The sequence below is a fragment of the Nonomuraea sp. NPDC004580 genome, assembly GCF_040609855.1.
GTDB classification, from domain to species: domain Bacteria; phylum Actinomycetota; class Actinomycetes; order Streptosporangiales; family Streptosporangiaceae; genus Nonomuraea; species Nonomuraea salmonea.
In genome coordinates this window covers 12,776-35,295 of the sequence record NZ_JBEXLH010000078.1, presented here as the reverse complement: position 1 = coordinate 35,295, position 22,520 = coordinate 12,776, and the positions used below count along the sequence as shown (strand labels likewise).

Sequence of the window (22,520 nt, the reverse complement as noted above, 5' to 3'; positions counted from 1 at the left end):
CGGTGACGTGCGCGCCGCCGGTCGCGGCCTCCCCGAGCGCGGCGGACGCGGCGGCGAACGCGGCCGGCACGGTCACCACCGGCAGCGCCGCGACGGTGGTCAGCAGCCCGGCCAGCAGCATGTCGGCGAAGAGCGCGAACCCCGGCCCGAACGGCTCGCCGGGCGCCCTGTCGGTCACACGGGCCACCGGCCTCAGCCCTTCAGCCCGGAGGTGGCCATGCCCTGCACCAGGTAGCGCTGGAACACGAAGAAGAACAGCACGATCGGCAGCACCGAGATCACCGACATGGCGAACATGGGCCCGTACGCCGAGGTGCTGGACTGGTCGACGAAGCTGCGCAGCGCGATGGTGAGCGTGAAGTTCTCCGGCGCGAACAGGTAGATCATCTGGGTGAAGAAGTCGTTCCACGACCAGATGAAGGTGAAGATGGCCGTCGTGATCAGCGCGGGCCGGCTCAGCGGCAGCGTGATGGCCCAGTACGTACGGAACGGCCCGCACCCGTCGATCCTCGCCGACTCCTCCAGCTCCCGCGGCAGCCCGCGCATGAACTGCACGATGAGGAAGACGAAGAACGCCTCGGTGGCGAGGAACTTGGGCAGGATCAGCGGCCAGTACGTGTCCACCAGCCCGAGCCGGTTGAAGATGATGTACTGCGGGATCAGCACGACGTGGTGCGGCAGCATCAGCGTCGCCACCATGAAGCCGAACATCACCTTGCGCATCCTGAACCGCAGCCGGGCGAAGGCGTAGGCGGCCAGCGAGCACGACAGCAGGTTCCCGATCAGGCAGCCGCCGGCGATCAGCAGCGTGTTGACGAACAACCGGCTGACCGGCACGCCCGACACGCCCTCCAGGGCGGTCAGGTAGTTCGACCACTCCAGGTGGCTGGGCAGCAGGTCGAGGCTGGTCACCACCTCGTCGGCCGGCTTCACCGAGGTGGCGAGCAGCCAGACCAGCGGATAGAGCAGGATGAGCAGGCTGACGGCGGCGATCACGTGCGGCAGCCCGCGCCGGACGGCCGCGCCCTGCGCTGCGCTCATGGGCCCGGTGCTCAGGGGCCCGGTGCTCACGGGTGCGGTGGTCATCGTCCCTCCTCGTCGGCGTAGAAGACCCAGGACCGCGAGGTCCTGAACAGGATCAGGGTGACCACGCCGATGGCGATCAGCAGCAGCCAGGCCATCGCCGCCGCGTAGCCCATGTGGGAGGCGGTGAAGCCGCGTTCGTACAGGTAGAGGGTGTAGAACATGGTGGAGTCCGCCGGACCGCCCTTGCCGCCGCTGATCGCGAAGGCCGGGGTGAAGACCTGGAACGACTGGATGATCTCCAGCACCAGGTTGAAGAAGACGACGGGCGAGAGCATGGGCACGGTGACGGAGACGAACTGCCGCCAGGCGCCGGCGCCGTCGAGCGCGGCGGCCTCGTACAGCTCGGGTGAGATCTGCTGCAGCCCGGCGAGGAAGATCACCATGGGCGCCCCGAACTGCCACACCGCGAGCAGCACCACCGCGAACACCGCGAGATGCGGGTTGCCCACCCACCCGCCGGTGTCGATGCCGAACCATGTGAGCACGTCGGTCACCGAGCCGCCGTCGTTGAACAGCGCCCGCCACACCAGCGCGATCGACATGCTCGCCCCGAGCAGCGACGGCGCGTAGAAGGCCGAGCGGTAGAAGCCCCTGCCCCTGGTGAGGTTCTTCAGCAGCATCGCCGCGCCGAGCGCGAGTGCCAGCTTCAGCGGCACGGCCACGACGACGTACAGCATGGTCGTGCCGACCGAGCGCCAGTAGCGCGGGTCCTCAAAGAGCATCTCGGCGTAGTTGCGCAGGCCCACCCACTTCGGCGGGTCGAACAGGTCGTAGTCGGTGAACGACAGGTAGAGCGACACCGCCATCGGCAGCAGTGTCAGCAGGCCGGCACCGATCAGCCACGGCGACATGAACACGTAGGCGGGCCACTGCTTGTCGCGTACCCGGCTGGGGCTCTGCGACGGAGTGGTGCGCGCCGGGGCGCGGGTCGTCAGGGTGGTCATGACCGCAGCTCCCTGTTCGCCTCGTCGATGAACTCGCGCGCCGCCTGCCTGGGCGTGGACATCTCGAACATGACGCGCTGGTAGATGCGGCCGAAGGCGGTCTGGACGGCGACGTCGCCGCTCGGCGGGGCCGTCGGGGGCGCGTCCATGCCGTACTTCTCCATGGTCTGCGCGTACCGGTAGGTCTCCACTTCGGGGCCCTTGAGCGTGGCGGCGACGTCGGCGGCGATCAGCCGGTTGGGCGGGGTCGAGCGGGTGAAGCCCTGGGCGGCGCCCGCCCGCCGGTCGTTGAGCAGGAAGTCGATCAGCCGGGCCGCCTCCTCGGGATGCTCGGTGTGCGCGCCGATGCCGAGGAGCATGCTGGGCTTGAAGTACGAGCCCGTGTGCCCGCCGGTCGTCGGCACCGGCGCGAAGCGGATGGAGCCGCCGAGCATCGTCACGTAGCCGGGGAACGGCGCGTCCCAGGTGAAGTCGGCGGCCGTCAGCCGCCTGATCATCGGGCTGGTCTCGGTGCTGCCGGCCTGCGCGGTGTCCTCGGCCGCGGCGACCGCGCCCTCCCTGCGCATCCGGTCGAAGTAGGTCCAGAACTCGGTGAGGTCGTCCTCGGTGAAGGCGATGCGCTTCTGCTCGGCGTAGAGCTGCCCGCCTCTGCCGCGCAGCCAGACCTCGAAGATGTCCTCGTTGCCGCCGCCGTCGTTGGCGCCCCTGACCGGGCGGCCGTCGGGTGACTTCAAGCCCAGTGCGGCGATCGCCTTGTTGGTCTCCTCGAAGTGGTCCCACGTCCAGCTCGGCTGGGGTGCCGGGACGCCGGCTTCGGCGTACAGGGCGGAGTCGTAGGCGTAGCCGGTGATGCCGCGGCCCTGCGGCAGGGCGTACTGGGTTCCCGCGAAGGTGCCGGTGCGCAGGAAGCCTCGGTCGAACTCCGACGTCCTGATCGTGCCGTCCTTGATGAACGGGTCCAGCGGCAGGAGGGCGCCGCCGCCGGCGTACTGGGAGATCTGCCGGTAGTCGAGCTGGGCCACGTCCGGGATGCCGCCGCCGGCCGCCTGGGTGGCGAGCTTCTGGACGTACGCGCCGAACTCGGCGTTGGAGGTGCGGACCGTGATGCCGGGGTTCGCCTGCTCGAAGAGCTTGACCGCCTCCCTGGTGCGCGCGGCGCGGTCGTCGTTGCCCCACCAGGTGAAGGTGAGGGTGACGCCCTGCTGCTTCGCCGTCGTACTCGCTGAGGAGCAGCCGGTGAGGCCCGCGGCGGCCGCGGCCAGGAGGGTGCGGCGGCTGACGAGCGGCCGGCCGGGCGTCGCGCTCACCAGGCGTGCCCCGCGAGGTGGGCGGCGACCTTGTCGCGGTCCCAGGCGCCGTCGGCGATGACGACGCGGTAGGAGCGGCTGAGCGTCTCGCCTGGGTCGAGGACCAGCTCGTCGTAGAACGCCCATGAGGGTGCGACGGCGGCGAACGGTTCACTGCGTACGAACCAGTGCGCCGGGTGCGTGCCCTTCTCGCCCAGGTGGTCGTTGGAGTGGGCGTGCTCGAAGACGAGCGTGGCGTGGCCGTCGCGGCCGTCGTGCTCGCCGACGTACGCCAGCCACGGGGCCTGGACGCCCATCAGGTCACCGCCGTCCGCCTCGGCGGTGAAGACCCGGCCGCCGCGGAACGCCCGCGGCCCGCGCCAGAACAGCCCGGTGTAGCCGGCGGCGGGCCGGCAGTGCGTGGTGGGGCTGCCGAAGCGCAGCGGCTCGTCACGCCGGTTGGTCACCGCCGAGGTCCAGGTCAGCGACCAGCTTCCGGACTCCGGCTCCACCTCGCGCACCTCGATGCGGCGCTCCTCCTCGGCCCACAGCTCGCCGCCGTGCGGATGCCAGGTGAGGCGTTCCGCTATGACAGCGCTGTCAACCTGGGCGTGAACGTCGTCGAACGCGACGTGCGCCATCGAGCCGACCCGCTCGGGCAGCCGCAGGTAGCCCTCCCCGTGCACGTACGTGTTGCCGCCCCACAGGTTCTGGCCCGACAGGTGGGAGGCGGTCAGCTGCAGGCCCTTGTGCCAGCGGTGGTCGTGGGGGCGGTAGTCGGTGACCAGGCCGCCGGACAGCGTCCTGATCGGGTGCAGGTAGGGCTTGGGCGCCTCCCATGCCGCCTCCGGCCGGTAGACGTAGGCGAACAGCTCCGTGCCGCTCGCCTCGTGCACCACGGTGATGCGGTCGCCGCGGGCGTGGGTGAGTGCCAAGGTCATGCGTGAGTCCTTCTCCTCGCGGATGGCGGCCTGGCGCCCGGCCTGGGGGCGGCGCCGTGGGGGTCGGGGTCGCCGGGGCCGATACCGCCCGCAGGTGGGTAACGGACCGCCCGAAAAGACGATTGTCAACGCGCTGTTCCAACGTTCTAACAGCCGACTTTCCACAAGGTCAACCCTTCTGTGGAAAAGGCGGGATCCTGCGCCGCCCGGCATCGCCGTCGGCGCCTACGAAGGCGGCGGTGCGTGCGCCGCTTTGACACTCCCCTTGGGTAACCGCTATCTATTAGCCAACCGTTAGGGGAGCGACCATGCAGGACGCGGTGCTCGCGATGCTCGCCAAGGAGCCGTCGCACGGCTACCAGTTGCACGCCCGGCTGCGCCGCAGCCTGGGCCCGCTCGGCGAGGCGATGAACCGGGGCCAGATCTACGTGACGCTGTCCCGCCTGGAGAAGGCGGGGCTCGTCGTCTGCGAGCGTGCCGACGGCCTGCCCGACCGGCCCGAGCGCAAGGTCTACGCGCTGACGCCGGCCGGGCAGCAGCGGGTGACCGCCTGGCTGAGCGAGGTGGGCTGGCCGAAGCCCGACCTCGCGGAGTTCCATCTCAAGCTGACCGCCGCCGCGGCGGCCCGGCTGGCCGACCCGGTGGAGCTGATCGCCGCGCAGCGCCGCGAGCTGCTGCGCCGCCTGCGCGAAGCCCAGCGGGCGGCGCTCGCCGAGCCGCCCGAGTCGGGGGCCGGCCTGCTGCTCGAAGGGGTCGTGCTGCGGTTGCAGGCCGACCTGCGCTGGCTCGACGTCTGCGAACGCGCCTGGGCGCCCGGCGCCGGAACGGAGGACGCATGATCGCGGTGCAGACCCGCGGCCTGGTGAAGACGCACGGCCAGGGGCAGGGCCGGGTCCGCGCGGTGGACGAGGTCGATCTGGAGGTGCCCGAGGGGCAGTCGCTGGCCGTGATGGGGCCGAGCGGCTGCGGGAAGTCCACGCTCCTGCACCTGCTGGGCGGTCTCGAACGGCCGACCGAGGGCGAGGTGCGGGTGGACGGGCGGCGCATCGACACGCTGAGCGAGCGTGCCCTGGCCCGGCTGCGGCGGCGCTCCGTGGGCTTCGTGTTCCAGGCGTTCCACCTGGTGGAGGAGCTGTCGGCGGCCGAGAACATCGAGCTGCCCGCGCTGCTCGCCGGCCGCTCGCCCCGGCAGGCCAGGCGCCGCGCGGCCGACCTTCTCGAACGGGCCGGCCTCGCAGAACGCGCCCGTCACCTGCCGTCCGAGCTGTCAGGCGGCCAGCGCCAGCGCGTCGCCATCGCCCGCGCGCTGGTCAACGACCCGCGCGTCGTCCTCGCCGACGAGCCCACCGGCAACCTCGACAGCGCCGCCACCCACGACGTCCTGCGCATCTTCGAGGACCTGCGCGGCTCGGGCCAGACGCTGGTGATCGTCACCCACGACGAGCGCGTGGCGGCCACGGCCGACCGGCTGATCACCATGCGCGACGGCATGTTCGTCGGCGACACCGTCATGACCGGCACCGACGGCCAGTGGCTGAGCGGGCTGGGCGGGCTCATCGGGCTGGAGGGCTGACCGCCGTGAGCTCACTCGTGCTCGTCGCGCGGCTGGTGCGGGCGGATCTGCGGCGGCATCGCGTTCAGGGGGTGCTGCTCCTGCTCGCGGTGGCGGTGGCCACGGCGACGCTGGCCGTGGGGGTGTCTCTGCCCGGTGTCAGCGACTCCCTTTACGCGCAGACGCGCGCCGCCACCGCTGGGCCCGACGTGGTGGTGCTGTCCGGGGAGCCGGGGCCCGCCGTCGCGCCGGCTCTGGCCTCGTTGACGGAGGATTCGCGGGTCGCCGCGCATCGGGGGCCGTACCGGATCGTCTACGGCGAGCTCAGCGCGCGCGACGGGATCAAGTCCCCTGTCGTGGTGCATGCCATCGACGAGCGGCCCGCCGCCGTCGAGCGGCCGGTGGTGACCTCGGGCGAGTGGGTGCGTCCCGGTGGTGTGGTGCTTGAACGGGGCTTCGCGACCGCGCTGAAAGTCGGGCCCGGTGACCGGGTGACGATCGCCGAGCAGACCTACCCCGTCGTCGGGGTGGCCGTCACGGCGGCCACCTCCATCTACCCGTGGGCGGCGCAGATCGGGCCCGGCGGCGGTCCCAGTGACTACAGCGGGCTGGCCTGGCTGACCACGTCCGACGCGCGGGCTCTGGCGCAGGCCCGCGACCTCGTGGTGACCACCGCCGTGGATCTCAAGCTGCGCGACCCCGCCACCGCCGACACCTTCCGCGACGCCCACCACGAGCTCGACGCCTTCAGGGTGAACTTTCACTCCTGGCGGTTCAAGGCGCAGCAGGACATGGTGATCCTCAGGAACAGCCAGCCGATCCTGGTGTTCGGCGGATGGCTGCTCGACCTGCTGGCCGTCACCGGCGTGGCCGCGCTGGCCGCGGGGCGGACGGCCGAGCAGACCCGCAGGGCCGGGCTGCTCAAGGCCGTCGGCGCCACGCCCGGCGTGATCGCCACCGTCCTGCTCACCGAGTACCTGGTGCTGGCGGTGGCGGGGAACGTGCTCGGGCTGGTGGCCGCCCGGCTGGCCATGCCGGCCATCGCCACCCCCACCGCCAGCAGGATCGGCGACGTCACGCTGACCGGCTCGGCCGTGGTCGCGACGGCGGTGCTGGCCGTCGTGGTGGCGGTGCTGTCGACGCTGCGTCCCACGCTGCACGCCCTGCGTACGGCCACCGTCACGGCACTGGGCGCCGGCGTGCGCCGCCCGCGGCACCGGCCCTGGCTGACCGCGCTGCTGCCCACGCCGCTCCTGCTCGGGCTGCGGCTGACCGCCCGCAGACCGGGCCGCGCCGTGCTGCAGGCGTGCGCCACCGCAGTCACCGTGATCACGCTGATCGCCCTGCTGGCCCTGCAGGCGCAGCACAACCGCGGCTACGGCCTGAACGGCTCCTCCGCCCTGCCGAACCTGCGCGGCGAGCACGACCGCCAGGTGCTGCTCGCCGTCACCGTGCTGATCGTCGTCCTGGCGGTGGTGAACACGCTGATCCTCACCTGGACCGCCGCCATGGACGCCCGCCTGAACCTGGCCATCGCCCAAGCCGTCGGCGCCACCCCCGGGCAGGTGGCCGCCGGGCTGTCCGTCGCCCAGCTCCTGCCCGCGGTGTCGGGCGCGCTCGCCGGCGTGCCGCTGGGCGCGTTCATGAACCTGCTGTTCAGCGCCAGGAATGCCGTGGCGCCGCCTGCATGGGGGTTGTTCGCCGTGGCGGCGGTGACCGTGGCGGTGACGGCGACGCTGGTCGCCCTGCCCGCCCGGCTGGCGGCCCGGCGCCCGGTGGCCCCGACGCTCAGCGCCGAGACGGCGTGATCATAGCGGCATCGTGGCCGCCGGCGCGGCCACGCGCCTGCCGGACGAGTGGCGGGCCCGCTGCGAGCCCCTGCCCGCCTGGGCGGGCGCCCCGCCACTCGCCGCCCCTTAGGCGACCCGGATCACTTCACGCAGCTTCGGATCACTTGCCGCAGTGGCCGAACTTCGAGGTCCACTGCTTCTTGCCGTAGTCGCCGCCCCACTGGACGCAGTAGCCCCTGGCGTCGATCTTGACGGGCCCGGCGTAGGTGGTGAACTTGCCGCCGTCCACCTTCCACGGCTGGCGCTCGCGGTGGATCAGCGCCTTGAGGTAGACCCGCTTGCTGCTGGGCTTGTCGCGCCACGTGACGACGCAGTTGGTCTTGCCGTTGTAGAGCAGGTAGACGGTGGCGCCGCCCAGGCTGTGCTTGTCGATCACGTGGTAGCTGCTGCCGCACGCGGCGATGGGCGACGACGCCGCCTGCGCGGGGGCGCTCGTGAAGAGGGATCCGGCGAGGGCGGCCGCACTGGTGAGCGCGAGCACGCCGGCCCGGTTGAGTCTGCGCATAAGAGCCGTTCCTAACGTCGTCCTGCTGTCGCGCGGTGGCTGCTCGCCGCGCCGCACCCGGGCACGAAGATCGCCACACACGTGGTGCGGTGCAACTTATGCACCTTTGCTACCAGTGTCAAACGTAGGTAAAGGACGGCCCCATACGCCACAGGTCACCCTCGGCGGGCGCTGAAGACCAGCTCTTCTGTGTACCGGCCGTCCCCCAGATAGAAGGAGCTCGACAGGGTCCGCTCGGCGGTGTCGAAGACCGTCCGCCACAGCGTGCGGAACGGCCCGAACTCGGGCGCGCGCACCGCCTCCAGGCCGTCGCACATGTCGCGCTCCGACATCGTGACGCCCTTGCTGTGCTCGTACAACGCGCGCAGCCGCCCGTACGTGCCGAGCGTCTCCTCGGTGTCGGCGGGCAGCGCCATCGGGTCGGGGTGACGGTGCAGCTGGTGATTGGTGACGCACAGCGGCCCGTCGCCGACCTCCACGATGTGCTCGGTGCCGTTCGCGCCGCGCTCCCACACGAACGCGCCGCCGTGCGCGTCGGAGACCAGGTAGTGCAGCGGCGCGCCGTGGTCGTACTGCTTGGCGCAGAGCAGCGCCTGCTTGGCCTGCTCCACGGTCGCGCAGGTGTCCACCAGGAACCGGGGCAGCTGCAGGCTGCTCAGGCCGACCTGCGGGGTGGTGTCCTGCGGTGGCTCGGCGTTCTCGATGTCGGCGATCAGCAGCGTCACCGCCAGCCCCGCCTCGTTGATGCCGTCCATGCAGCCGTCGAGGTCCGACATGGTGATCACGGTGGAGGCGAGGCCGTCGTCAGGGATCGTGGTGATCACGTAAGGGCGGGCGGCCATCGGCAGCTCGTCCGGCCCCGGTGTGCCGCCGTTGAACTCGCTCGCGGTCAGGGTGAAGAAGTCGTAGTTGCGGGCCATCCTGCCGTGACCGTCCGCCGACGCCGACGGCGGCACCCACAGAGCCGAGCAGGCGGAGCCGGTCGGGACGTAGCCGAGCCCGTCCAGGGCCAGCTCGTCCTGGTCAGGGTCCAGGCCGAGCGCCTCGGCCGCGCCGTCCATCCTGGCGTGGTGCTGCGGCCAGTGCCGCTCGAACCAGGTCCGCCTGGCCCGGTTCACCGTGGGGTCCACCGGACGGGGCCGCCAGCCGAGCCGCAACGCCTCGTCGGTGAGCCGCCTGCCGATCTCGATCTGCCCGCCCCGCACGGTCATGTGACGCACGAGCTGGAAGTCCTGCCTGCCGCCCGCGACTTGAGTGATGTTCATGCCACCGACTCTCCCGCCCCCCGCTGACCGCACCCTGACTCTCCACTGACAGCCCGCTGGCGGCACCCCTCGGGCCCCGGTCAGTCCGAGCCGACGCGGAGTGCGGCGCGTCGGCCCGCACGGTGAGGGCGCGCGGGTTGCCGGGCAGCTCCAGCCGGCCGCCCCGACCACCCGTGAGAGCGGCGGCGAGCTGCGGGCGGTCCGCGCGGACAGGTCGGGACGCAGGTGGAGCAGCTCGGGCAGCCGGTCCGCGTCCAGGGCGAGCAGCAGCGCGCTCTCGCCGCCCACCTCGGTCTGCGCGCGGAGGGCGGGCGAGGCGGCGGTGACACCGGGCAGCGCCGCGAACGCCGTCCCCCGCTTCCCGCTTCTCCTCCCCCCCGATCCTCCTAGACCTTCGGGCGCGGGCGCGACCGGCGGCAAGAGCGATCGGCCGGCTGATACGGGAAGGTGATCAGGCGAAGTGCTGCCCGAAATCCGGCGTTGACAGATCTCCGTGAAGATCCGTAGCGTGTCCTGAAAGGCCGAATAATCGGTTTCCTGCGGAAAGGAAAAGCGTGCGACGTAGACTGGCGCGAGCAACTTCGACGCTTATGGCAGCGGCATTCCTGACAGCCGGAATAACCTCTCTCTCAGCCGCTCCAGCGGCGGCCGGAACGACATGGCAGGCGCAGGCCGCGGCCGGCTGGTCACCGTACAAGAATTACGCGACCTACGCCGCGTGCGCCCGCGAGGGCGGCGAACTGCTGAACGCCGGAATCATCAAGGACTGGGACTGCTCGTGGGACAGCCCTTCTTGGCTGCTGAGCGTCTACCGCTGAGAGAAATGAAACCCGGCCGGGGCGGCGGAGCACCTTTCGCCGCCCCGGCCGGGACCTTTTCCGCACCTATTCGATGCGTACGCGCAGAATCCAGTAGGGGCTGTCCCAATCGCACTTGTAGGCGATGACGACGCCGCCGCCGAGCATTTCCCTGCCCTGCTGCCGGCAGGCCTCATGGTCGAGGTAGTTCTTGTAGTCCACCCACACGGCCGGCGGGGCCGCGACATTCGACGTGCGGGTGGTTTCTGCTTGTGCGGAGGTGGTTGCGAGGAAGGTGCCTCCCGCCGTCAGAAATCCTGTCGCGAGGAGGATCGAAGCGACTTTCGCCAGTCTGCGTCGCACACTTTTCCTTTCCGCAAGGCGTTCAGGAGCGCCTTAAATTTCGACCTTTACCCGACACGCTACGGATCTTGCCCGAAGGGTGTCAATACCGAAATGTCGCCATAACGGGCGACCGCAAGTGCCTTCTGAAAGACCGCCGGCCGAGGCGCAGGTCAGCGCGGGGTGGTGGCGTCCGGCGAAGGAGCGGCGTCCGGCAACGGGGTGGCGTCCGGCAACGGGGTGGCGGCGCGTTCCGCCACGCCGCGCAGCACTTCGACGAGCAGCCCGCGCTCGGACTCCGGCAGCGGCCCGAAGAGGTGGCCGCCGATCCGGTCGGTGTCCTGCCGCGCCGCCGCGAGCGTCCGCTCGCCCTGGGGCGTCAGCACGATGCAGTAGGCCCGCCGGTCCTGCGGCGCCCGCTCGCGGGCGACCAGCCCGCGAGCCTCCATCTCGTCGATGAGCCGGACCATCGCGGACTTGTCGATGCGCAGGCGGTCGATGAGATCACGCTGGCTGACCGGGCCGTACATCGGGAGCGCGAGCAGCACGGCGAACGTGCGGACATTGAGGCCCAGCGGACGCAGCACCTGGTTGAGCCGCTCCCGGCTCTGGTTGTGGACCTCGGCCAGCAGCATCCCGAGCCCCACGTGGTCGGCGGCGGGGCCGCCCTCTCCGGCCAGGAAGCGCTCGAGCAGATCTTGGAGCATGCGCCCACTGTAGTCCCATCCGATATAGTCTCACAGTGAGATTATCTCGCAGGGGTTCAAATATTCGCCGATCAGGAGAGATCCTCATGCCCGAGCCGACCCGCAGCCGCACACGCCAGGCCACGGCCCGGCAGGACGCGCCGCGTCCGCTCCCCCGCCGCGCGGGAGGACCGCGATGACCGGGGCGGGCCAGGTGATGGTCGCCTCGCAGGTGGCCAAGACCTACGGATCGGGCGACGGCGCGGTCAACGCGCTGCGCGGGGTCTCGGCCGCGTTCGTCCGCGGCGAGTTCACCGCGATCATGGGCCCGTCAGGGTCGGGCAAGTCGACGTTCATGCACTGCCTGGCCGGTCTGGACGTGGTGACGTCCGGCACGATCAGGGTCGGCGAGACCGACATCACCCAGCTGTCCCGCACCCGGCTCACCGAGCTGCGCCGCGACCGCATGGGCTTCGTCTTCCAGTCGTTCAACCTGCTGCCGATGCTGACCGCTGAGGAGAACATCAGGCTCACCGGCCGGCTGGCGGGCCGTGACGTGGAGCCCGGCTGGTTCGACACGATCGTGGACGCGCTCGGCCTGCGCGGCCGGCTGAGCCACCGGCCCGCCGAGATGTCCGGCGGCCAGCAGCAGCGGGTGGCCGTCGCGCGGGCGCTGCTGACCAGGCCGGAGGTGCTGTTCGCGGACGAGCCGACCGGGAACCTGGACTCGAATTCCAGCGCCGAGGTGCTGGGCTTCCTGCGCGCCGCCGTGGACGACTACCAGCAGACGGTGGTCATGGTCACGCACGACCCGGCCGCCGCCGCGTACGCCGACCGGGTGCTGTTCCTGGCCGACGGGATGATCGTGGACGAGCTGGCCGGACCCACCATCGACGCCGTGCACACCCGCATGCGCAAGATCGAGGGCTGAGCGTCATGGGCAACCCGTTGTGGCTGATCGCGCGCCGCACGTTCGCCGAGGGCTGGGTGCGGCTCACCGCCACGCTGCTGGCGGCACTGGGCTCGATCGCGCTCATCGCGGGCTCGACGCAGTTCGCGCTGCGCGCCCAGGAGGCGGTGGCCGGCAGCGACGCCAGCGAGTACGCCAACGCCGACGTGCTCGTGCAGGGCGGCACGGTCGATCCCGCCGACCCGTTCGCGCCGCCGGACGGCCGGATCCAGCTCGACCGGCTCGCCTCCCGGCCCGGGGTGGCCGCGGCGGCCGGTGACGCCACGGTCGCGGTGACGGCCGCCCGCGCCGACGGGCAGGCGATCATGGCGGCGGCCGAGGGCCGTACGCTGCTGCGTCCCTGGGTGGCCGATGCGCGGCTGAGCCCGTACCGGCTGGAGGCGGGCCGCGCGCCGGCCGCCGACGGCGAGGTGGTGGTCATCCGGCACCTGGCGCGCGCCGGCGAGCTGGGCGTCGGCGACCCGCTGACGCTGACGCTGCCGCGCGAGACCCGCCGGGTGCGGATCTCCGGCATCGTCAGCGTCCAGGACCGCGGCGCGGTGGCGGCGGGCGACCTCGTGCTGGCGCCGCCCGAGACCGTGCGGCAGGCCGCGATGCTGCCGCCGGGCAGCTGGCAGGGCGTCTGGCTGAAGGCCGCTCCCGGCGTGTCCGCCGACCGGCTGCGCGACGAGGTCTCCCGCGAGCTGGGCGACACGGCCACCGTACGCACCGCCGCGTCCGTACGGGCCGCGCAGACCGCGGCGGCGGCGGGCGAGGGCGCCTCGATCGCCGGCGTCGTCGGCATGCTCGCCTCCGTGGCGATCTTCGTCGGCCTGTTCGTGGTGGCCAACACCTTCGGCACCCTCGTCAGGCAGCGCACCAGGCGGCTCGCGCTGCTCGGCGCGATCGGCGCCACGCCCCGCCAGATCGGCCGGCTCATCCGGCTGGAGGCGCTGGTGCTGGGCACGGTCGCGGCGGTGGGCGGCGTGGCCGCCGGCTTCCCGCTGGCCGAGCTGATCATCTGGCTGTTCGCCAAAGACGGCTTCGACGTCTCCGCGTCCGACCCGCAGCTCGGCGTCGCCGCGCTGGTCGTGCCCGCCGCCGCCGGGATCCTCGTCACCCAGGCCGCCGCCTGGCGGGCGGCCCGCCGCGCCGGGGCGGTCTCGCCCATCGAGGCGCTGCGCAGCACGGTCGCCGAGCCGGTCGAACGCCGCTGGCCCCGGCTGCTGCTCGCGGGCGGGCTCTTCGCCGGCGCCCTCCTGTTCTGCGGGGTCGCGGTGGCGGTCCGGATCAGCGACACGCCTGGCTCGGACCGCACGTTCGCGATCACGCTGATGGTGCTCTTCGCGTCGATGCTGGGCGTGACCGGGCTGGCCGTGCTCACCCCGTTCTTCGTCGGGCCGCTCGGGGGTCTGGTGGGGCGGGTCGGGACCATGGTCAGCGGGGAGACCGGGCGGCTCGCGCGGGCCACGATCACGCGCAGCCCGCGCCGGGTCTCCTCGGCGGCCTCGTCGCTGATGCTCGGCGTCGCGCTGGTCGCCTCGCTGGTGCTGGTGACGATGTCGGTGAACGACCGGTTCATCGAGGCGGGGCGGCAGGTGATGGTCGCCGAGCACGCGATCGCCTCGACCGCACGGACCGCGGAGGGCGCGCCCGCGCCGCTGGCCCGCGACGTCGCGGCCAAGGTCGCGAACGCGCCCGGCGTGTCGGCGAGCGCGCTGCTGACCCAGAGCGAGGTCACGCTGGTGTCGCCCGGCGGCGCCGAGCCGTACCGCTTCCTGGTCAGCGGTGCCGAGCAGAGCGGCCTGCGCGAGGTCCTGCGGCTGGGCGGCAGGCCGCCCGTCCTGCGCGACGGGGAGATCGCGCTGGCCTCGACCGTGATGAAGGAGCGGGGGCTGCGGCGCGGCCAGGACATCGTGGTACGCGGCCTCCAGGGCCGGGTCACACTCAAGATCGCCGGCTCCTACCACGACCCGTCCCACCTGTTCGCCGACCAGGCACTCGTGGCCCCGGCGACGATGGACCGGCTCGACACCAACGCGGCCACGCTGGCGGTGCTCGTCCGCGGCGGCTCCGCGCCGGCGCTGGAGAGCGCTCTGTCCGGGGTGCCGGGGGTGCGGGTGCTCGACAGGGACGCGTACGTCGACGCCGCATCGCAGTCGCAGACCAGGGCGCTGCGCTCGACGTACAGCTTCGTCGGCATGGCGCTGCTGCTGGCCCTGTTCGGCATGGCGACCACGGTCTCGATGAGCGTGGTCGAGCGCACCCGCGAGTTCGGGCTGCTGCGTGCCGTCGGCGCGACCGTGCGGCAGGTACGCGGGATCGTGCGCTGGGAGGCGGCCACCGTGGTCGTGCTGGGCACGCTGCTCGGCCTGGTGATCGGCATCGGGACCCTGGGGCTCCTGTACGTCACCAGCGGCAGCTCGTTCCTGCGCCCGGCGCCGCCGTGGTGGCTGTTCCCGGCGCTCGTGGCGGGCGCGGCGGTGGCGACACTGCTCACTTCGGCGATGCCAGCGCGCCGGGCGGCGAGCGTGCCGGTGCTGGAGGCCGCCAAAGCCGAGTGAACGGCGGGTGAGACGTCGACAGGACACGTCAAGGACCGGCTCCTCTCGCACGGGAGCCGGCCTTTGACGTCGCGGGGGTGACGTCGCGGGGGTGACGTCGCGGGGGTGACGTCGCGGGGGTGACGTCGCGGGGGGGCTACAGGGTCAGGCCGACGAGGGCGCAGTTGACGATCAGGGCGAGGGTGGACAGGGCGGTGCGCACCCGGTTCCACGAGCCCCACTGCCGCCGGGGGTCGCGCTGCGCGAAGTCGTCGGGCAGGTGGTCGGGGTCGAGGGTGCGTACCCAGCGGTTCACCGGCACGTTCTTCGTCACCGAGATCGCTATCGTGCCGAGGCAGAGCGCGGCCGCCACCAGGTACAGCACCCGCGCCGCCGTGCCCTCTGCCAGCAGGGCGAGCGCTAGGTCGCCGAGCGTGGTGAGCAGCAGGCAGGCGGGCATGAACGGGTCGAACCTGGTCGAGAAGAATGCGTGCGCGTGCACGTAGCGGTCGGGTGGCAGGCTGTCCAGCAGCGGCCAGCCGCCCATCTGGGTGCCGAGCAGCACCCCGGCGGCCAGCCCGTTGGCCAGCAGGACGAGCGGGACGACGATCTCCAGCACGAGCTCCTCCAAACGGTCAGCCTGCCACCGGCCCTCGCGTCCGCACCGCTCATCGGGCGGCCGCGGCGGCCTCCACCTTCTGCTTGATCAGTGCCATCTGCACGGGCGTGTTGCGGTTGAGCCGCGCCTGCATCGTCGCGTCGTCGACCGGCGCCTCCGCCTTCATCTCGAAGTCCTGCACCCAGCGCATGCGCACGCCGCCGTCCTCCTGCAGGTACTCCCAGTAGATCCACATGTACTTGAACGGCCCGGTCTCCACCCGCTGCGAGCGGACGGTCTTCGTGGCCTCGTCGGGGCGCCTGGCCGACACCCAGCTCCACACCTTGCCGTTCTCGTCGGGGTGCAGCGCGAGCCGGAACAGGATCGTGCCGTCACGGTCGGAGAGGATCTTGGCCTCCGAGTACTCGCTGAACAGCTCGGTCCACGACTCGATGTCGTTGGTCATGTCCCAGACGAGCTGCATGGGCGCGTTGATGACGATCTCGTTGTCGGTGTGCCCGGCCATGTCACGCACCCGCCTTCGCCGTCAGCAGCGAGTTGACGTAGTCGATCGCCTTGGCCGGCGTCGGCATGTCCAGCACGGCCTCGTCGCTGATCTGGACGCCGTAGCGGCGCTCCACCTGGCTGCACAGCTCCAGCAGGGCCAGCGAGTCGTAGCCGAGGAAGGCGAACTCCGTGTCGGCGATGTCGCCGTCGAGGTCGGCTTCGTCGACGCCGCCCATCTTGCGCAGGATGTCCTTCAGTTCGTCCATGTCGAAGGCGCTCATTGCGGTTTCTCCATTCGGTCGGCCGCGCCATGTTCCGGCGCTTTCTGACTTCTCATCCGGCTCGCGCCGCGGTGCCCCACGCGGTCAGGCGAGCACCACGGCGACGGCGTTCACCGTCACGCCCAGCAGGGCGAGCGCGGTGCGCAGCAGGTGCCAGCGCCGCCACAGCGGGCGGGGGTCGCGCCAGTCGGGCGGCACCTTGTCCGGGTCGAGGGACTTGACCACCCGGTTGATCGGGACGTTGCAGAAGTGCGAGACCACCGACACCCCGAGCAGCAGGACGGCGGCCGTGGCGAACAGCGCGGCCGGCTCGGCCCTGGTCAGCACCGCCAGCACGATGTCGAGGACCATCGACGTCAGCACGATGATCGGCATGGTCGGGTCCCAGCGGCGGCCCACGAGCTGGTGGGTGTAGACGTAGCGGTCGGCCGGCATGGCGAAGAGCGCGGGCAGCACGCTCAGCGCGACCGCGAACAGCACCCCGGCCACGACCCCGCTGCCCACCAGCGCCGCCACGGCCAGCAGGTCCGTGATCACGGCCCTTGACCTCCGCCGTCCGTGGCCGGCTCGGCGGGGGTGAGGATGCGATCGCCACGTGGCGCCGGCTCGGCGGGCGTGGGGACGTCGGCGCGGGGTGTCGGTTCGGCGACCGTGGCGGCGTCGTCGTCGCCGCGTCCGGCCTCCAACACGGCGGTGTAGCGGTCGAGGGCGCTCGCCGTCACCGGCAGCTCGGCCCCGTGCGCCCGCGCCTCCTGGATCGCCAGCCGGAGGTCCTTGTGCATGAGCGTGGCGCGGAAGGCCGCCGGCCGGTACGTCCGCCCGCGCATGAACTGCGCGCGGAACGACAGCACCGGCGAGCGCCAGCCGCTGCGCTCGAAGACGTCCAGCAGGACCCCCCGATCGACGCCCATGGCCTCGACGAACGTCACCGCCTCCGCGAGGCCGATGATCTGCACGCCCAGCATCAGGTTGAACGCCAGCTTCAGCGCGCTCGCGTTCCCGGTCGGCCCGAGCACGCGGACGTCCTGCCCGATGGCCTCCAGCACGTCGCGCACGTCCGCGACCGCCGCGTCCGCACCGGCGGCGAAGACCCGCAGCTCGCCCTTCGCGGCCATCGCCGGGTTGCCGAGCACGCACGCCTCGACCCGCCGCACCCCCGCCTTGGCCAGCCGCGCTTCGGCGTCCACGGCGAACGCGGGCGTGACCGTCGAGGTGTCCACGACGACCGCGCCGGGCGGCAGCCGCCCGTCCAGCGCGCCGAACAGCACCTGCTCCACGGCCGCCTCGTCGGCGAGGCTGAGCAGCAAGACCTCGGCGCCGGCCACCGCCTCGGCCGGGGTGGCCGCGATCGCGGCCCCCGCCTCGCGCAACGGCACGGCCTTCTCAGGACTCCGGTTGTACGCGGTGACGCGCGCGCCCGCGGCGATGAGGGCCCGCGCCATGCCCGCGCCCATGCCGCCCAGCCCGAGCACCGCGATCGACGTCGGCCGCTCGCTCATCGCTGCGCGGGGTGGGTCTCGACGGACAACTGCGAGATGCAGCGCATGACGGCGTCGCGGAAGTACCGGCCGAACCCGGCCTCGTCGCCGGTGTCCCGCTGCTCCTGGAGGTAGGGAGCGAGTTGCTCCTCGATCAGGTGCACCCCGCGCTGCCCGGCCATGTGGCGGGCGATGGCGGCGAACTCGCCCTCGTAGTGGATGATCCGCACCATCACGTCGTCCTTGATGAAGACCGCGGTGCCGAGCAGCCGGCCCGCCGCGGCGCCGTCGTCGCCGGTGAACACCGGGGTGTCCACCCGCTGGAAGCCGGCGAAGATCTCGGCGATCTCGTCCTCGTGACCCGGTTTGACTCGGTAGGTGATGGCCGCGTACGGCATGGCGTCCTCCTTCTGGATCGTCGGCGCTGGCTCAGCCGAAGGCCACTTTGGCGATCAGGTCGAGCTGGCCGGCATCGGACGTACAGGGGATCAGCATGAGCTCGTCGCATCCGGCGGCGGCGTAGCCGTCGATCGTCTCGCGCAGCCGGGTGTCGTCGGTGATCACGTTCTCGGCCAGGAAGCGGGCCTTCTGGCCGGTGTAGGCGTAGTAGTCCAGCAGGTAGCGGGCGCCGGCCTGCCTGCGGTCCGCGCCGGGTGCGACGTAGGCCAGCGCGCCCAGCCGGGGCTGGCCGGTGCGGCCCGCGTCGGCCCAGCAGGTGCGGACGGCGGCGGCGACCTCGGCGTACCGGTGCAGCGGGGTGCTGCCGGAGATCCAGCCGATGCCGTACCTCGCGGCGCGCGCCATCGAGGCGGCCGAGTTGCCGCCGACCCAGAGCGGGATCCCGCCGCGCTGCGGGCGCGGGCCGACGCCGGGGACCTCCCCCGACCACACCCGCTCCATCTCCTCCAGCACCGCGTCGAGGCGGCGCCCGCGCCCGCCGTACGGCACGCCGGTCGCGGTGAAGTCGTCCTCCCTGCCGCCCGCGGCGACGCCGACGACCAGCCGGCCGCCGGACAGCCGGTCCACGCTCGCCAGCTGCTTGGCCAGCAGCGTCGCGCTCGGCCGGTACGCGGCCAGCAGGATCGTGGGCGCCAGCGTGATGCGCTCGGTCACGGCCGCGGCGGCGGCCAGCGTCACCACGGTGTCGTAACTGTCGTAGACCAGCCGGTCGAGCACGGCCAGCGTGGAGAAGCCGAGCCGGTCGGCCCGGCGGGCGAACTCGGCCAGCTCCCTGCCGTCCGTGCCGGGAACGGTGCTCGGCGCGCCGACTCCGATGTCCATGGGGCCTCCCGCCCGCCGCTCAGATCCCGCCGTCCACGTTCAGGGTCACGCCGCTGATGTAGCGGGAGGTGTCACCCGCCAGGAACAGCACCGCGCCGGCCACGTCGTGCGGCCGGCAGAGCCGCCCGAGCGCCGTGATCGACACGATCCGCTCGACGACCTGCGGCGGCAGCCCCGCACCCGGCTCGGTCTCGGTGAGCCCAGGCGCGACCAGGTTGACCCTGATGCCGCGGGCGCCCAGCTCCTTGCACAGCCCCCGGGTGAACCCGATGAGCGCCGCCTTCGAGGCGGAGTAGTGCACGCCGTTCATCCGCCCGCGCAGCGCCGCCGACGCGCCGATGTTGATCACCGAGGCGCCGTCGGCCAGCAGGTGCAGCATCGACTGCGTGACGAGGTAGGCGGAGGTCACGTTGTGGTCGAGCAGCCGCTGCCACTCCTCGCCCGAGATCTTGGCGAACGGGGCCGCGCCGTCCACGCCGACGTTGTTGACCAGGACGTCGAGCCCGCCGAGCTCGGAGTCCACGGTGCCGGCCAGCCGGCGGGCGTCCGCGGAGTCGGTCACGTCGGCCCGCACCACCCGGCTGCGGTCGTCGAGCTCCTTCAGCTCCCTGGCGAGGGTGTCGGCGTCCTCGCCCTCGGTGTGATGACATGCCAGAACGTGTGCGCCGGCCTGCGCGAAGGCGAGGACCGTGGCACGACCGATGCCCCTGGTCCCACCGGTCACCAGCACGCGCTTGCCGCGTAGCCCTTGATCCACCAGACCATTCCTCTCGCTGCGACGTACGGCTCGGCCCATCGTGCAGGCACCGGCTGGTCCGCCCCTCGATTCCCGGTCGAGGCCGGACGGCGCCGCCGTCGCGCTCCAACCGGCTTCGAGCCGGTCTCCACCTCGCGATGGAAGCGTCGCGAGCGACCCGGCACGACCGTCGGCCAGGGCTGCGAGAAAGGAAGTCACGTATGACGGGCATCGCTCCGGACGTCACCACCCCCGCCGGGCTCATCCGGCTGTGCAACGCCTTCTGCGAGGCCAAGGCCCTGCTCACCGCGGTGGAGCTGGACCTGTTCACCGTCCTGCACGACAACCCGGCCACCGAGGAGGAGCTGCGTGAGCGGCTCGGGCTGCACGGCCGCGGCCTGCGCGACTTCCTGCACCTGCTGACCGCGCTCGGCCTGCTGGAACGCCAGGGCGACGGCTTCCGCAACGCCGCCGGCGCGGACCAGTATCTGGTGCGCGAGCAGCCGACGTACGTCGGCGGGTTCATGCGCAGGACCAACGACAACCTCTACCCGGCCTGGGGCAGGCTGTCCGAGGCGCTGCGCACCGGCGAGCCGCAGGCCAAGGGCGACTTCCAGGACGTCCTGCGCGACCCGAAGATCCTGGGCCGGTTCATCCAGATGATGGACGCGCTGACCCAGGTGCTCGGGCCGCAGCTCATCGAGGCGTTCGACTTCTCGGGCCACGCGACGCTGCTCGACGTCGGCGGCTGCCGGGGCAACCTGGCCGGCCAGATCACCAAGGCGCACCCCGACCTGACCGGCACCGTGTTCGACCTGCCGCAGATGGAGCCGTTCTTCGACGAGCACATGGCAGGACTCGGCCTGACCGAGCGGATGAGCTTCCACGGCGGCGACTTCTTCAAGGACCCGCTGCCGCGCGCCGACGTCGTGGTCCTGGGGCACGTGCTGCACGACTACGACGAGGAGAGCCGCCGCTTCCTGGTGGAGAAGGCCGGCGCGGCGGTCAAGCCGGGCGGCGCGCTGCTGATCTACGACCGCATGCTCGACGAGGGCCCCGCCCTGATCGAGAACCTGGTGATCAGCCTCGACATGATGCTGGTCACCGAAGGCGGCTCGGAGTATCCGGTCGAGGAGGTCAGGCAGCACGCCGCGGCGGCCGGTTTCACCGCGCTGGAGCACCGGCCGCTCGGCGACTTCGACACGCTACTGGTCTGCCGCAGAGGCTGAGAGCTCCGGATTCCTGGGCACCGCGAACTGGGTGATGCAGCGCAGCCGGCTGGCGTTGAAGGTCTTGGTGAAGCCCTCGACCGTGCCGGTGTCGCGCGGCTTGTTCAGGTAGGGGGCGAGCTTGCGCTCGACCTCGGCCACGCCCGGCTGGGTGGCCATGAACCTGATCACCGCGTCGAGGTCGCCCTCGTACTCGATGAAACGCACCAGCATGCTGTCCCTGATGAACACCGCGGTGGCGAGGATGCGGCCGGCCTGGCCGCCGTCGGCCCCGGGGACGACGTTCCCCGACGGCCGCCGGAAGTTCGCGAACACCTCGGCGACCTCGTCCTCGTGTCCGCCCTTGATGTCATAAGTGATCGCCGTGTACGGCATGGCAACTCCTCGGGAGATCGCGAACATGGGTCCCCAGGATGCGCGGCGAGGCTCGAAACGCCCTCGCGAACCGCTCGGCCGGAACGCCCGGCCCGCGCTCCATGCCGGTTTGATCCGCCCTTGAGCCGCCGGTGGCAGCCTGCCGGGCATGGCAGGCCCCTGACCGGCCCGAAGGCGGCGGAAACGACCTGTCACCCAGAAGGAGGAATCGGGATGACCACGACCCCGACCGACCGTGTCCAGGAGCAGGGTCCCGGCGAGGAGCAGCAGGAACTGCTCATGATGCTGGCCGGCAAATGGGTGGCGGGCACGTTGAACGTGCTCGCCCGCCTCGGCGTCGCCGACCTGCTCGCCGACGGCCCGTGCGGCGTCGAAGACCTGGCCGCGCGTACCGAAAGCCACGCGCCCACGCTGCACCGGTTCCTGCGCGCCGCCGCGTCCGTCGGCGTGTTCGCCGAGCGCGGCGACGGGCGTTTCGAGCTGACGCCGAAGGCGCAGTACCTGCGCAGCGACGTGCCAGGCTCGCTCAGGTACCTCGCCTACTTCTACGGCGAGACCACCGTGTGGAACTGCTGGGGCTACGCCTACGACACCGTGCGCACCGGCGAGCCCAACGGCCGCAAGCTGCGGGAGGGCAAGAACTTCTTCGAGTACCTGGAGCAGGAGGCTCCCGAGTTCGCCGCCGCCTTCCACAAGGCCATGTCGGAGCTGAACGAGAGCCGCGCGCCGAAGATCGCCGACTCCTTCGACTTCGGGCGCTTCCCCACGATCGCCGACATCGGCGGCGGCCAGGGCCGGTTCCTGTCGGCCATCCTGCGCCGCTACCCGGACTCGCGGGGCATCCTGTTCGACATCGAGACCGCCATCGCGACGGCGCCGCCGGTGCTCGCCGCGCAGGGCGTCGCCGACCGGGTCGAGCTGGTCAGCGGCAGCTTCTTCGACGAGGTGCCGTCGGGCGCGGACGCGTACACGCTGAAGGCCGTCATGCACGACTGGGCGGACGCCGAGTGCAGCAAGGTGCTGGGCAGGATCAGGCAGGCGATCGGCGACGACGCCGACGCCCGCGTGCTGATCGTGGACGGCGTCGTCCCTGAGGGCAACGACCCCCACTACATCAAGCTGATGGACATCTCGATGGCGGTCACCAACGGCGGCCGGGAGCGGACCGTCGCCGACTGGACGCGGCTCGTGGAGGAGTCGGGCTTCGAGGTCGTCGACATCCACCCGACGGAGCCGCCCCACAGCATCGTCGAGGCCCGGCCGGTGTGAGCCGCTTGACCAGAAAGGTG

The 22,520-nt window shown here is 71.9% G+C and carries 25 protein-coding genes; 8 read left to right on the top strand and 17 right to left on the bottom strand.

Translation table 11 applies throughout. From position 1 onward, the window contains the following. Positions 1 to 192 precede the first annotated feature (192 nt). From ABZW11_RS41605 to ABZW11_RS41590, 4 genes are read right to left on the bottom strand one after another with little or no spacing between them, the layout of a single operon-like run. Positions 193 to 1,086 carry a carbohydrate ABC transporter permease gene (locus ABZW11_RS41605; RefSeq protein WP_355430423.1) on the bottom strand — a complete coding sequence of 298 codons (894 nt, stop codon included), beginning with the start codon at positions 1,084 to 1,086 and terminating at the stop codon, positions 193 to 195. After that, a complete protein-coding gene (locus ABZW11_RS41600) occupies positions 1,083 to 2,030 on the bottom strand; it encodes a sugar ABC transporter permease (RefSeq protein ID WP_355430420.1) in 948 nt (315 codons plus the stop codon). Before ABZW11_RS41600 ends, ABZW11_RS41605 begins: the two co-directional genes overlap by 4 nt. Next, on the bottom strand, positions 2,027 to 3,337 hold the full coding sequence (locus ABZW11_RS41595; RefSeq protein ID WP_355430417.1) for an ABC transporter substrate-binding protein: 1,311 nt from the start codon (positions 3,335 to 3,337) through the stop codon (positions 2,027 to 2,029). The genes ABZW11_RS41600 and ABZW11_RS41595 overlap by 4 nt, the downstream gene beginning before the upstream one ends. Next, positions 3,334 to 4,257 (bottom strand): PmoA family protein, encoded by a 924-nt coding sequence (locus ABZW11_RS41590; RefSeq protein ID WP_355430414.1) that lies wholly within the window; start codon positions 4,255 to 4,257, stop codon positions 3,334 to 3,336. The genes ABZW11_RS41595 and ABZW11_RS41590 overlap by 4 nt, the downstream gene beginning before the upstream one ends. A gap of 308 nt (positions 4,258 to 4,565) precedes the next feature. On the opposite strand from ABZW11_RS41590, the gene ABZW11_RS41585 reads away from it, so the two are divergent. Genes ABZW11_RS41585 through ABZW11_RS41575 form a run of 3 tightly spaced genes read left to right on the top strand, consistent with a single transcriptional unit; the run spans position 4,566 to position 7,617 of the window. Further along, positions 4,566 to 5,096 (top strand): PadR family transcriptional regulator, encoded by a 531-nt coding sequence (locus tag ABZW11_RS41585; RefSeq protein WP_355430411.1) that lies wholly within the window; start codon positions 4,566 to 4,568, stop codon positions 5,094 to 5,096. Continuing rightward, positions 5,093 to 5,830, top strand: a complete 738-nt coding sequence (locus ABZW11_RS41580; protein ID WP_355430409.1) for an ABC transporter ATP-binding protein — start codon at positions 5,093 to 5,095, stop codon at positions 5,828 to 5,830. The genes ABZW11_RS41585 and ABZW11_RS41580 overlap by 4 nt, the downstream gene beginning before the upstream one ends. Positions 5,831 to 5,835: 5 nt before the next feature. After that, positions 5,836 to 7,617: an FtsX-like permease family protein gene (locus ABZW11_RS41575; protein ID WP_355430406.1), complete on the top strand. Its 1,782-nt coding sequence runs from the start codon at positions 5,836 to 5,838 to the stop codon at positions 7,615 to 7,617. Positions 7,618 to 7,759: 142 nt separating this feature from the next. Here the strand turns inward: ABZW11_RS41575 and ABZW11_RS41570 are convergent, their stop codons facing one another. Then, positions 7,760 to 8,164 (bottom strand): spore-associated protein A, encoded by a 405-nt coding sequence (locus tag ABZW11_RS41570; RefSeq protein ID WP_355430403.1) that lies wholly within the window; start codon positions 8,162 to 8,164, stop codon positions 7,760 to 7,762. Between the two features lie 155 nt (positions 8,165 to 8,319). Further along, positions 8,320 to 9,429 (bottom strand): C45 family peptidase, encoded by a 1,110-nt coding sequence (locus tag ABZW11_RS41565; RefSeq protein ID WP_355430400.1) that lies wholly within the window; start codon positions 9,427 to 9,429, stop codon positions 8,320 to 8,322. Positions 9,430 to 10,019: 590 nt separating this feature from the next. On the opposite strand from ABZW11_RS41565, the gene ABZW11_RS41560 reads away from it, so the two are divergent. Continuing rightward, complete coding sequence (locus ABZW11_RS41560) at positions 10,020 to 10,247, top strand: hypothetical protein (RefSeq protein ID WP_355430397.1); 228 nt, start codon at positions 10,020 to 10,022, stop codon at positions 10,245 to 10,247. Positions 10,248 to 10,313: 66 nt separating this feature from the next. On the opposite strand, the gene ABZW11_RS41555 is transcribed toward ABZW11_RS41560, so the two are convergent. Beyond that, complete coding sequence (locus ABZW11_RS41555) at positions 10,314 to 10,589, bottom strand: hypothetical protein (RefSeq protein ID WP_355430394.1); 276 nt, start codon at positions 10,587 to 10,589, stop codon at positions 10,314 to 10,316. A gap of 152 nt (positions 10,590 to 10,741) precedes the next feature. Then, on the bottom strand, positions 10,742 to 11,275 hold the full coding sequence (locus ABZW11_RS41550; RefSeq protein WP_355430392.1) for a MarR family transcriptional regulator: 534 nt from the start codon (positions 11,273 to 11,275) through the stop codon (positions 10,742 to 10,744). A 175-nt stretch (positions 11,276 to 11,450) separates the two neighbouring features. Between ABZW11_RS41550 and ABZW11_RS41545 the strand changes: the two genes are divergently transcribed. Together ABZW11_RS41545 and ABZW11_RS41540 are read left to right on the top strand one after the other, a co-directional pair. Then, the gene (locus ABZW11_RS41545) at positions 11,451 to 12,185 is read left to right on the top strand and encodes an ABC transporter ATP-binding protein (RefSeq protein WP_355430390.1); all 735 of its coding nucleotides are present in this window, start codon (positions 11,451 to 11,453) and stop codon (positions 12,183 to 12,185) included. Positions 12,186 to 12,190: 5 nt separating this feature from the next. Next, positions 12,191 to 14,767: an FtsX-like permease family protein gene (locus ABZW11_RS41540; protein ID WP_355430388.1), complete on the top strand. Its 2,577-nt coding sequence runs from the start codon at positions 12,191 to 12,193 to the stop codon at positions 14,765 to 14,767. 136 nt (positions 14,768 to 14,903) lie between these two features. Here the strand turns inward: ABZW11_RS41540 and ABZW11_RS41535 are convergent, their stop codons facing one another. The 8 genes from ABZW11_RS41535 to ABZW11_RS41500 all read right to left on the bottom strand — a co-directional run bounded on the left by ABZW11_RS41535 (position 14,904) and on the right by ABZW11_RS41500 (position 19,648). Beyond that, positions 14,904 to 15,377: a DUF1772 domain-containing protein gene (locus ABZW11_RS41535; protein WP_355430385.1), complete on the bottom strand. Its 474-nt coding sequence runs from the start codon at positions 15,375 to 15,377 to the stop codon at positions 14,904 to 14,906. Between the two features lie 37 nt (positions 15,378 to 15,414). Beyond that, positions 15,415 to 15,870 carry an SRPBCC family protein gene (locus tag ABZW11_RS41530; protein ID WP_355430383.1) on the bottom strand — a complete coding sequence of 152 codons (456 nt, stop codon included), beginning with the start codon at positions 15,868 to 15,870 and terminating at the stop codon, positions 15,415 to 15,417. Position 15,871: 1 nt separating this feature from the next. Next, positions 15,872 to 16,132, bottom strand: coding sequence for an acyl carrier protein (locus ABZW11_RS41525; protein ID WP_355430381.1), 261 nt, complete (start codon positions 16,130 to 16,132; stop codon positions 15,872 to 15,874). An 84-nt stretch (positions 16,133 to 16,216) separates the two neighbouring features. Beyond that, complete coding sequence (locus tag ABZW11_RS41520; protein WP_355430378.1) at positions 16,217 to 16,669, bottom strand: DUF1772 domain-containing protein; 453 nt, start codon at positions 16,667 to 16,669, stop codon at positions 16,217 to 16,219. Next, a complete protein-coding gene (locus ABZW11_RS41515; protein WP_355430375.1) occupies positions 16,666 to 17,631 on the bottom strand; it encodes an NAD(P)-dependent oxidoreductase in 966 nt (321 codons plus the stop codon). Before ABZW11_RS41515 ends, ABZW11_RS41520 begins: the two co-directional genes overlap by 4 nt. Next, on the bottom strand, positions 17,628 to 18,008 hold the full coding sequence (locus tag ABZW11_RS41510) for a SchA/CurD-like domain-containing protein (protein ID WP_355430372.1): 381 nt from the start codon (positions 18,006 to 18,008) through the stop codon (positions 17,628 to 17,630). The genes ABZW11_RS41515 and ABZW11_RS41510 overlap by 4 nt, the downstream gene beginning before the upstream one ends. A 31-nt stretch (positions 18,009 to 18,039) precedes the next feature. Beyond that, positions 18,040 to 18,891 carry an LLM class flavin-dependent oxidoreductase gene (locus ABZW11_RS41505; protein WP_355430369.1) on the bottom strand — a complete coding sequence of 284 codons (852 nt, stop codon included), beginning with the start codon at positions 18,889 to 18,891 and terminating at the stop codon, positions 18,040 to 18,042. 19 nt (positions 18,892 to 18,910) lie between these two features. Then, positions 18,911 to 19,648: an SDR family oxidoreductase gene (locus tag ABZW11_RS41500; RefSeq protein WP_355430366.1), complete on the bottom strand. Its 738-nt coding sequence runs from the start codon at positions 19,646 to 19,648 to the stop codon at positions 18,911 to 18,913. A 200-nt stretch (positions 19,649 to 19,848) separates the two neighbouring features. On the opposite strand from ABZW11_RS41500, the gene ABZW11_RS41495 reads away from it, so the two are divergent. After that, positions 19,849 to 20,856 carry a methyltransferase gene (locus tag ABZW11_RS41495; protein ID WP_355430364.1) on the top strand — a complete coding sequence of 336 codons (1,008 nt, stop codon included), beginning with the start codon at positions 19,849 to 19,851 and terminating at the stop codon, positions 20,854 to 20,856. Here the strand turns inward: ABZW11_RS41495 and ABZW11_RS41490 are convergent. Continuing rightward, entirely contained in the window at positions 20,833 to 21,231 is a 399-nt protein-coding gene (locus tag ABZW11_RS41490; protein ID WP_355430361.1) for a SchA/CurD-like domain-containing protein, read from the bottom strand. The genes ABZW11_RS41495 and ABZW11_RS41490 overlap by 24 nt on opposite strands. A 213-nt stretch (positions 21,232 to 21,444) precedes the next feature. Between ABZW11_RS41490 and ABZW11_RS41485 the strand changes: the two genes are divergently transcribed. Beyond that, positions 21,445 to 22,500 carry a methyltransferase gene (locus ABZW11_RS41485; RefSeq protein ID WP_355430358.1) on the top strand — a complete coding sequence of 352 codons (1,056 nt, stop codon included), beginning with the start codon at positions 21,445 to 21,447 and terminating at the stop codon, positions 22,498 to 22,500. The last annotated feature ends 20 nt before the right edge of the window (positions 22,501 to 22,520 follow it).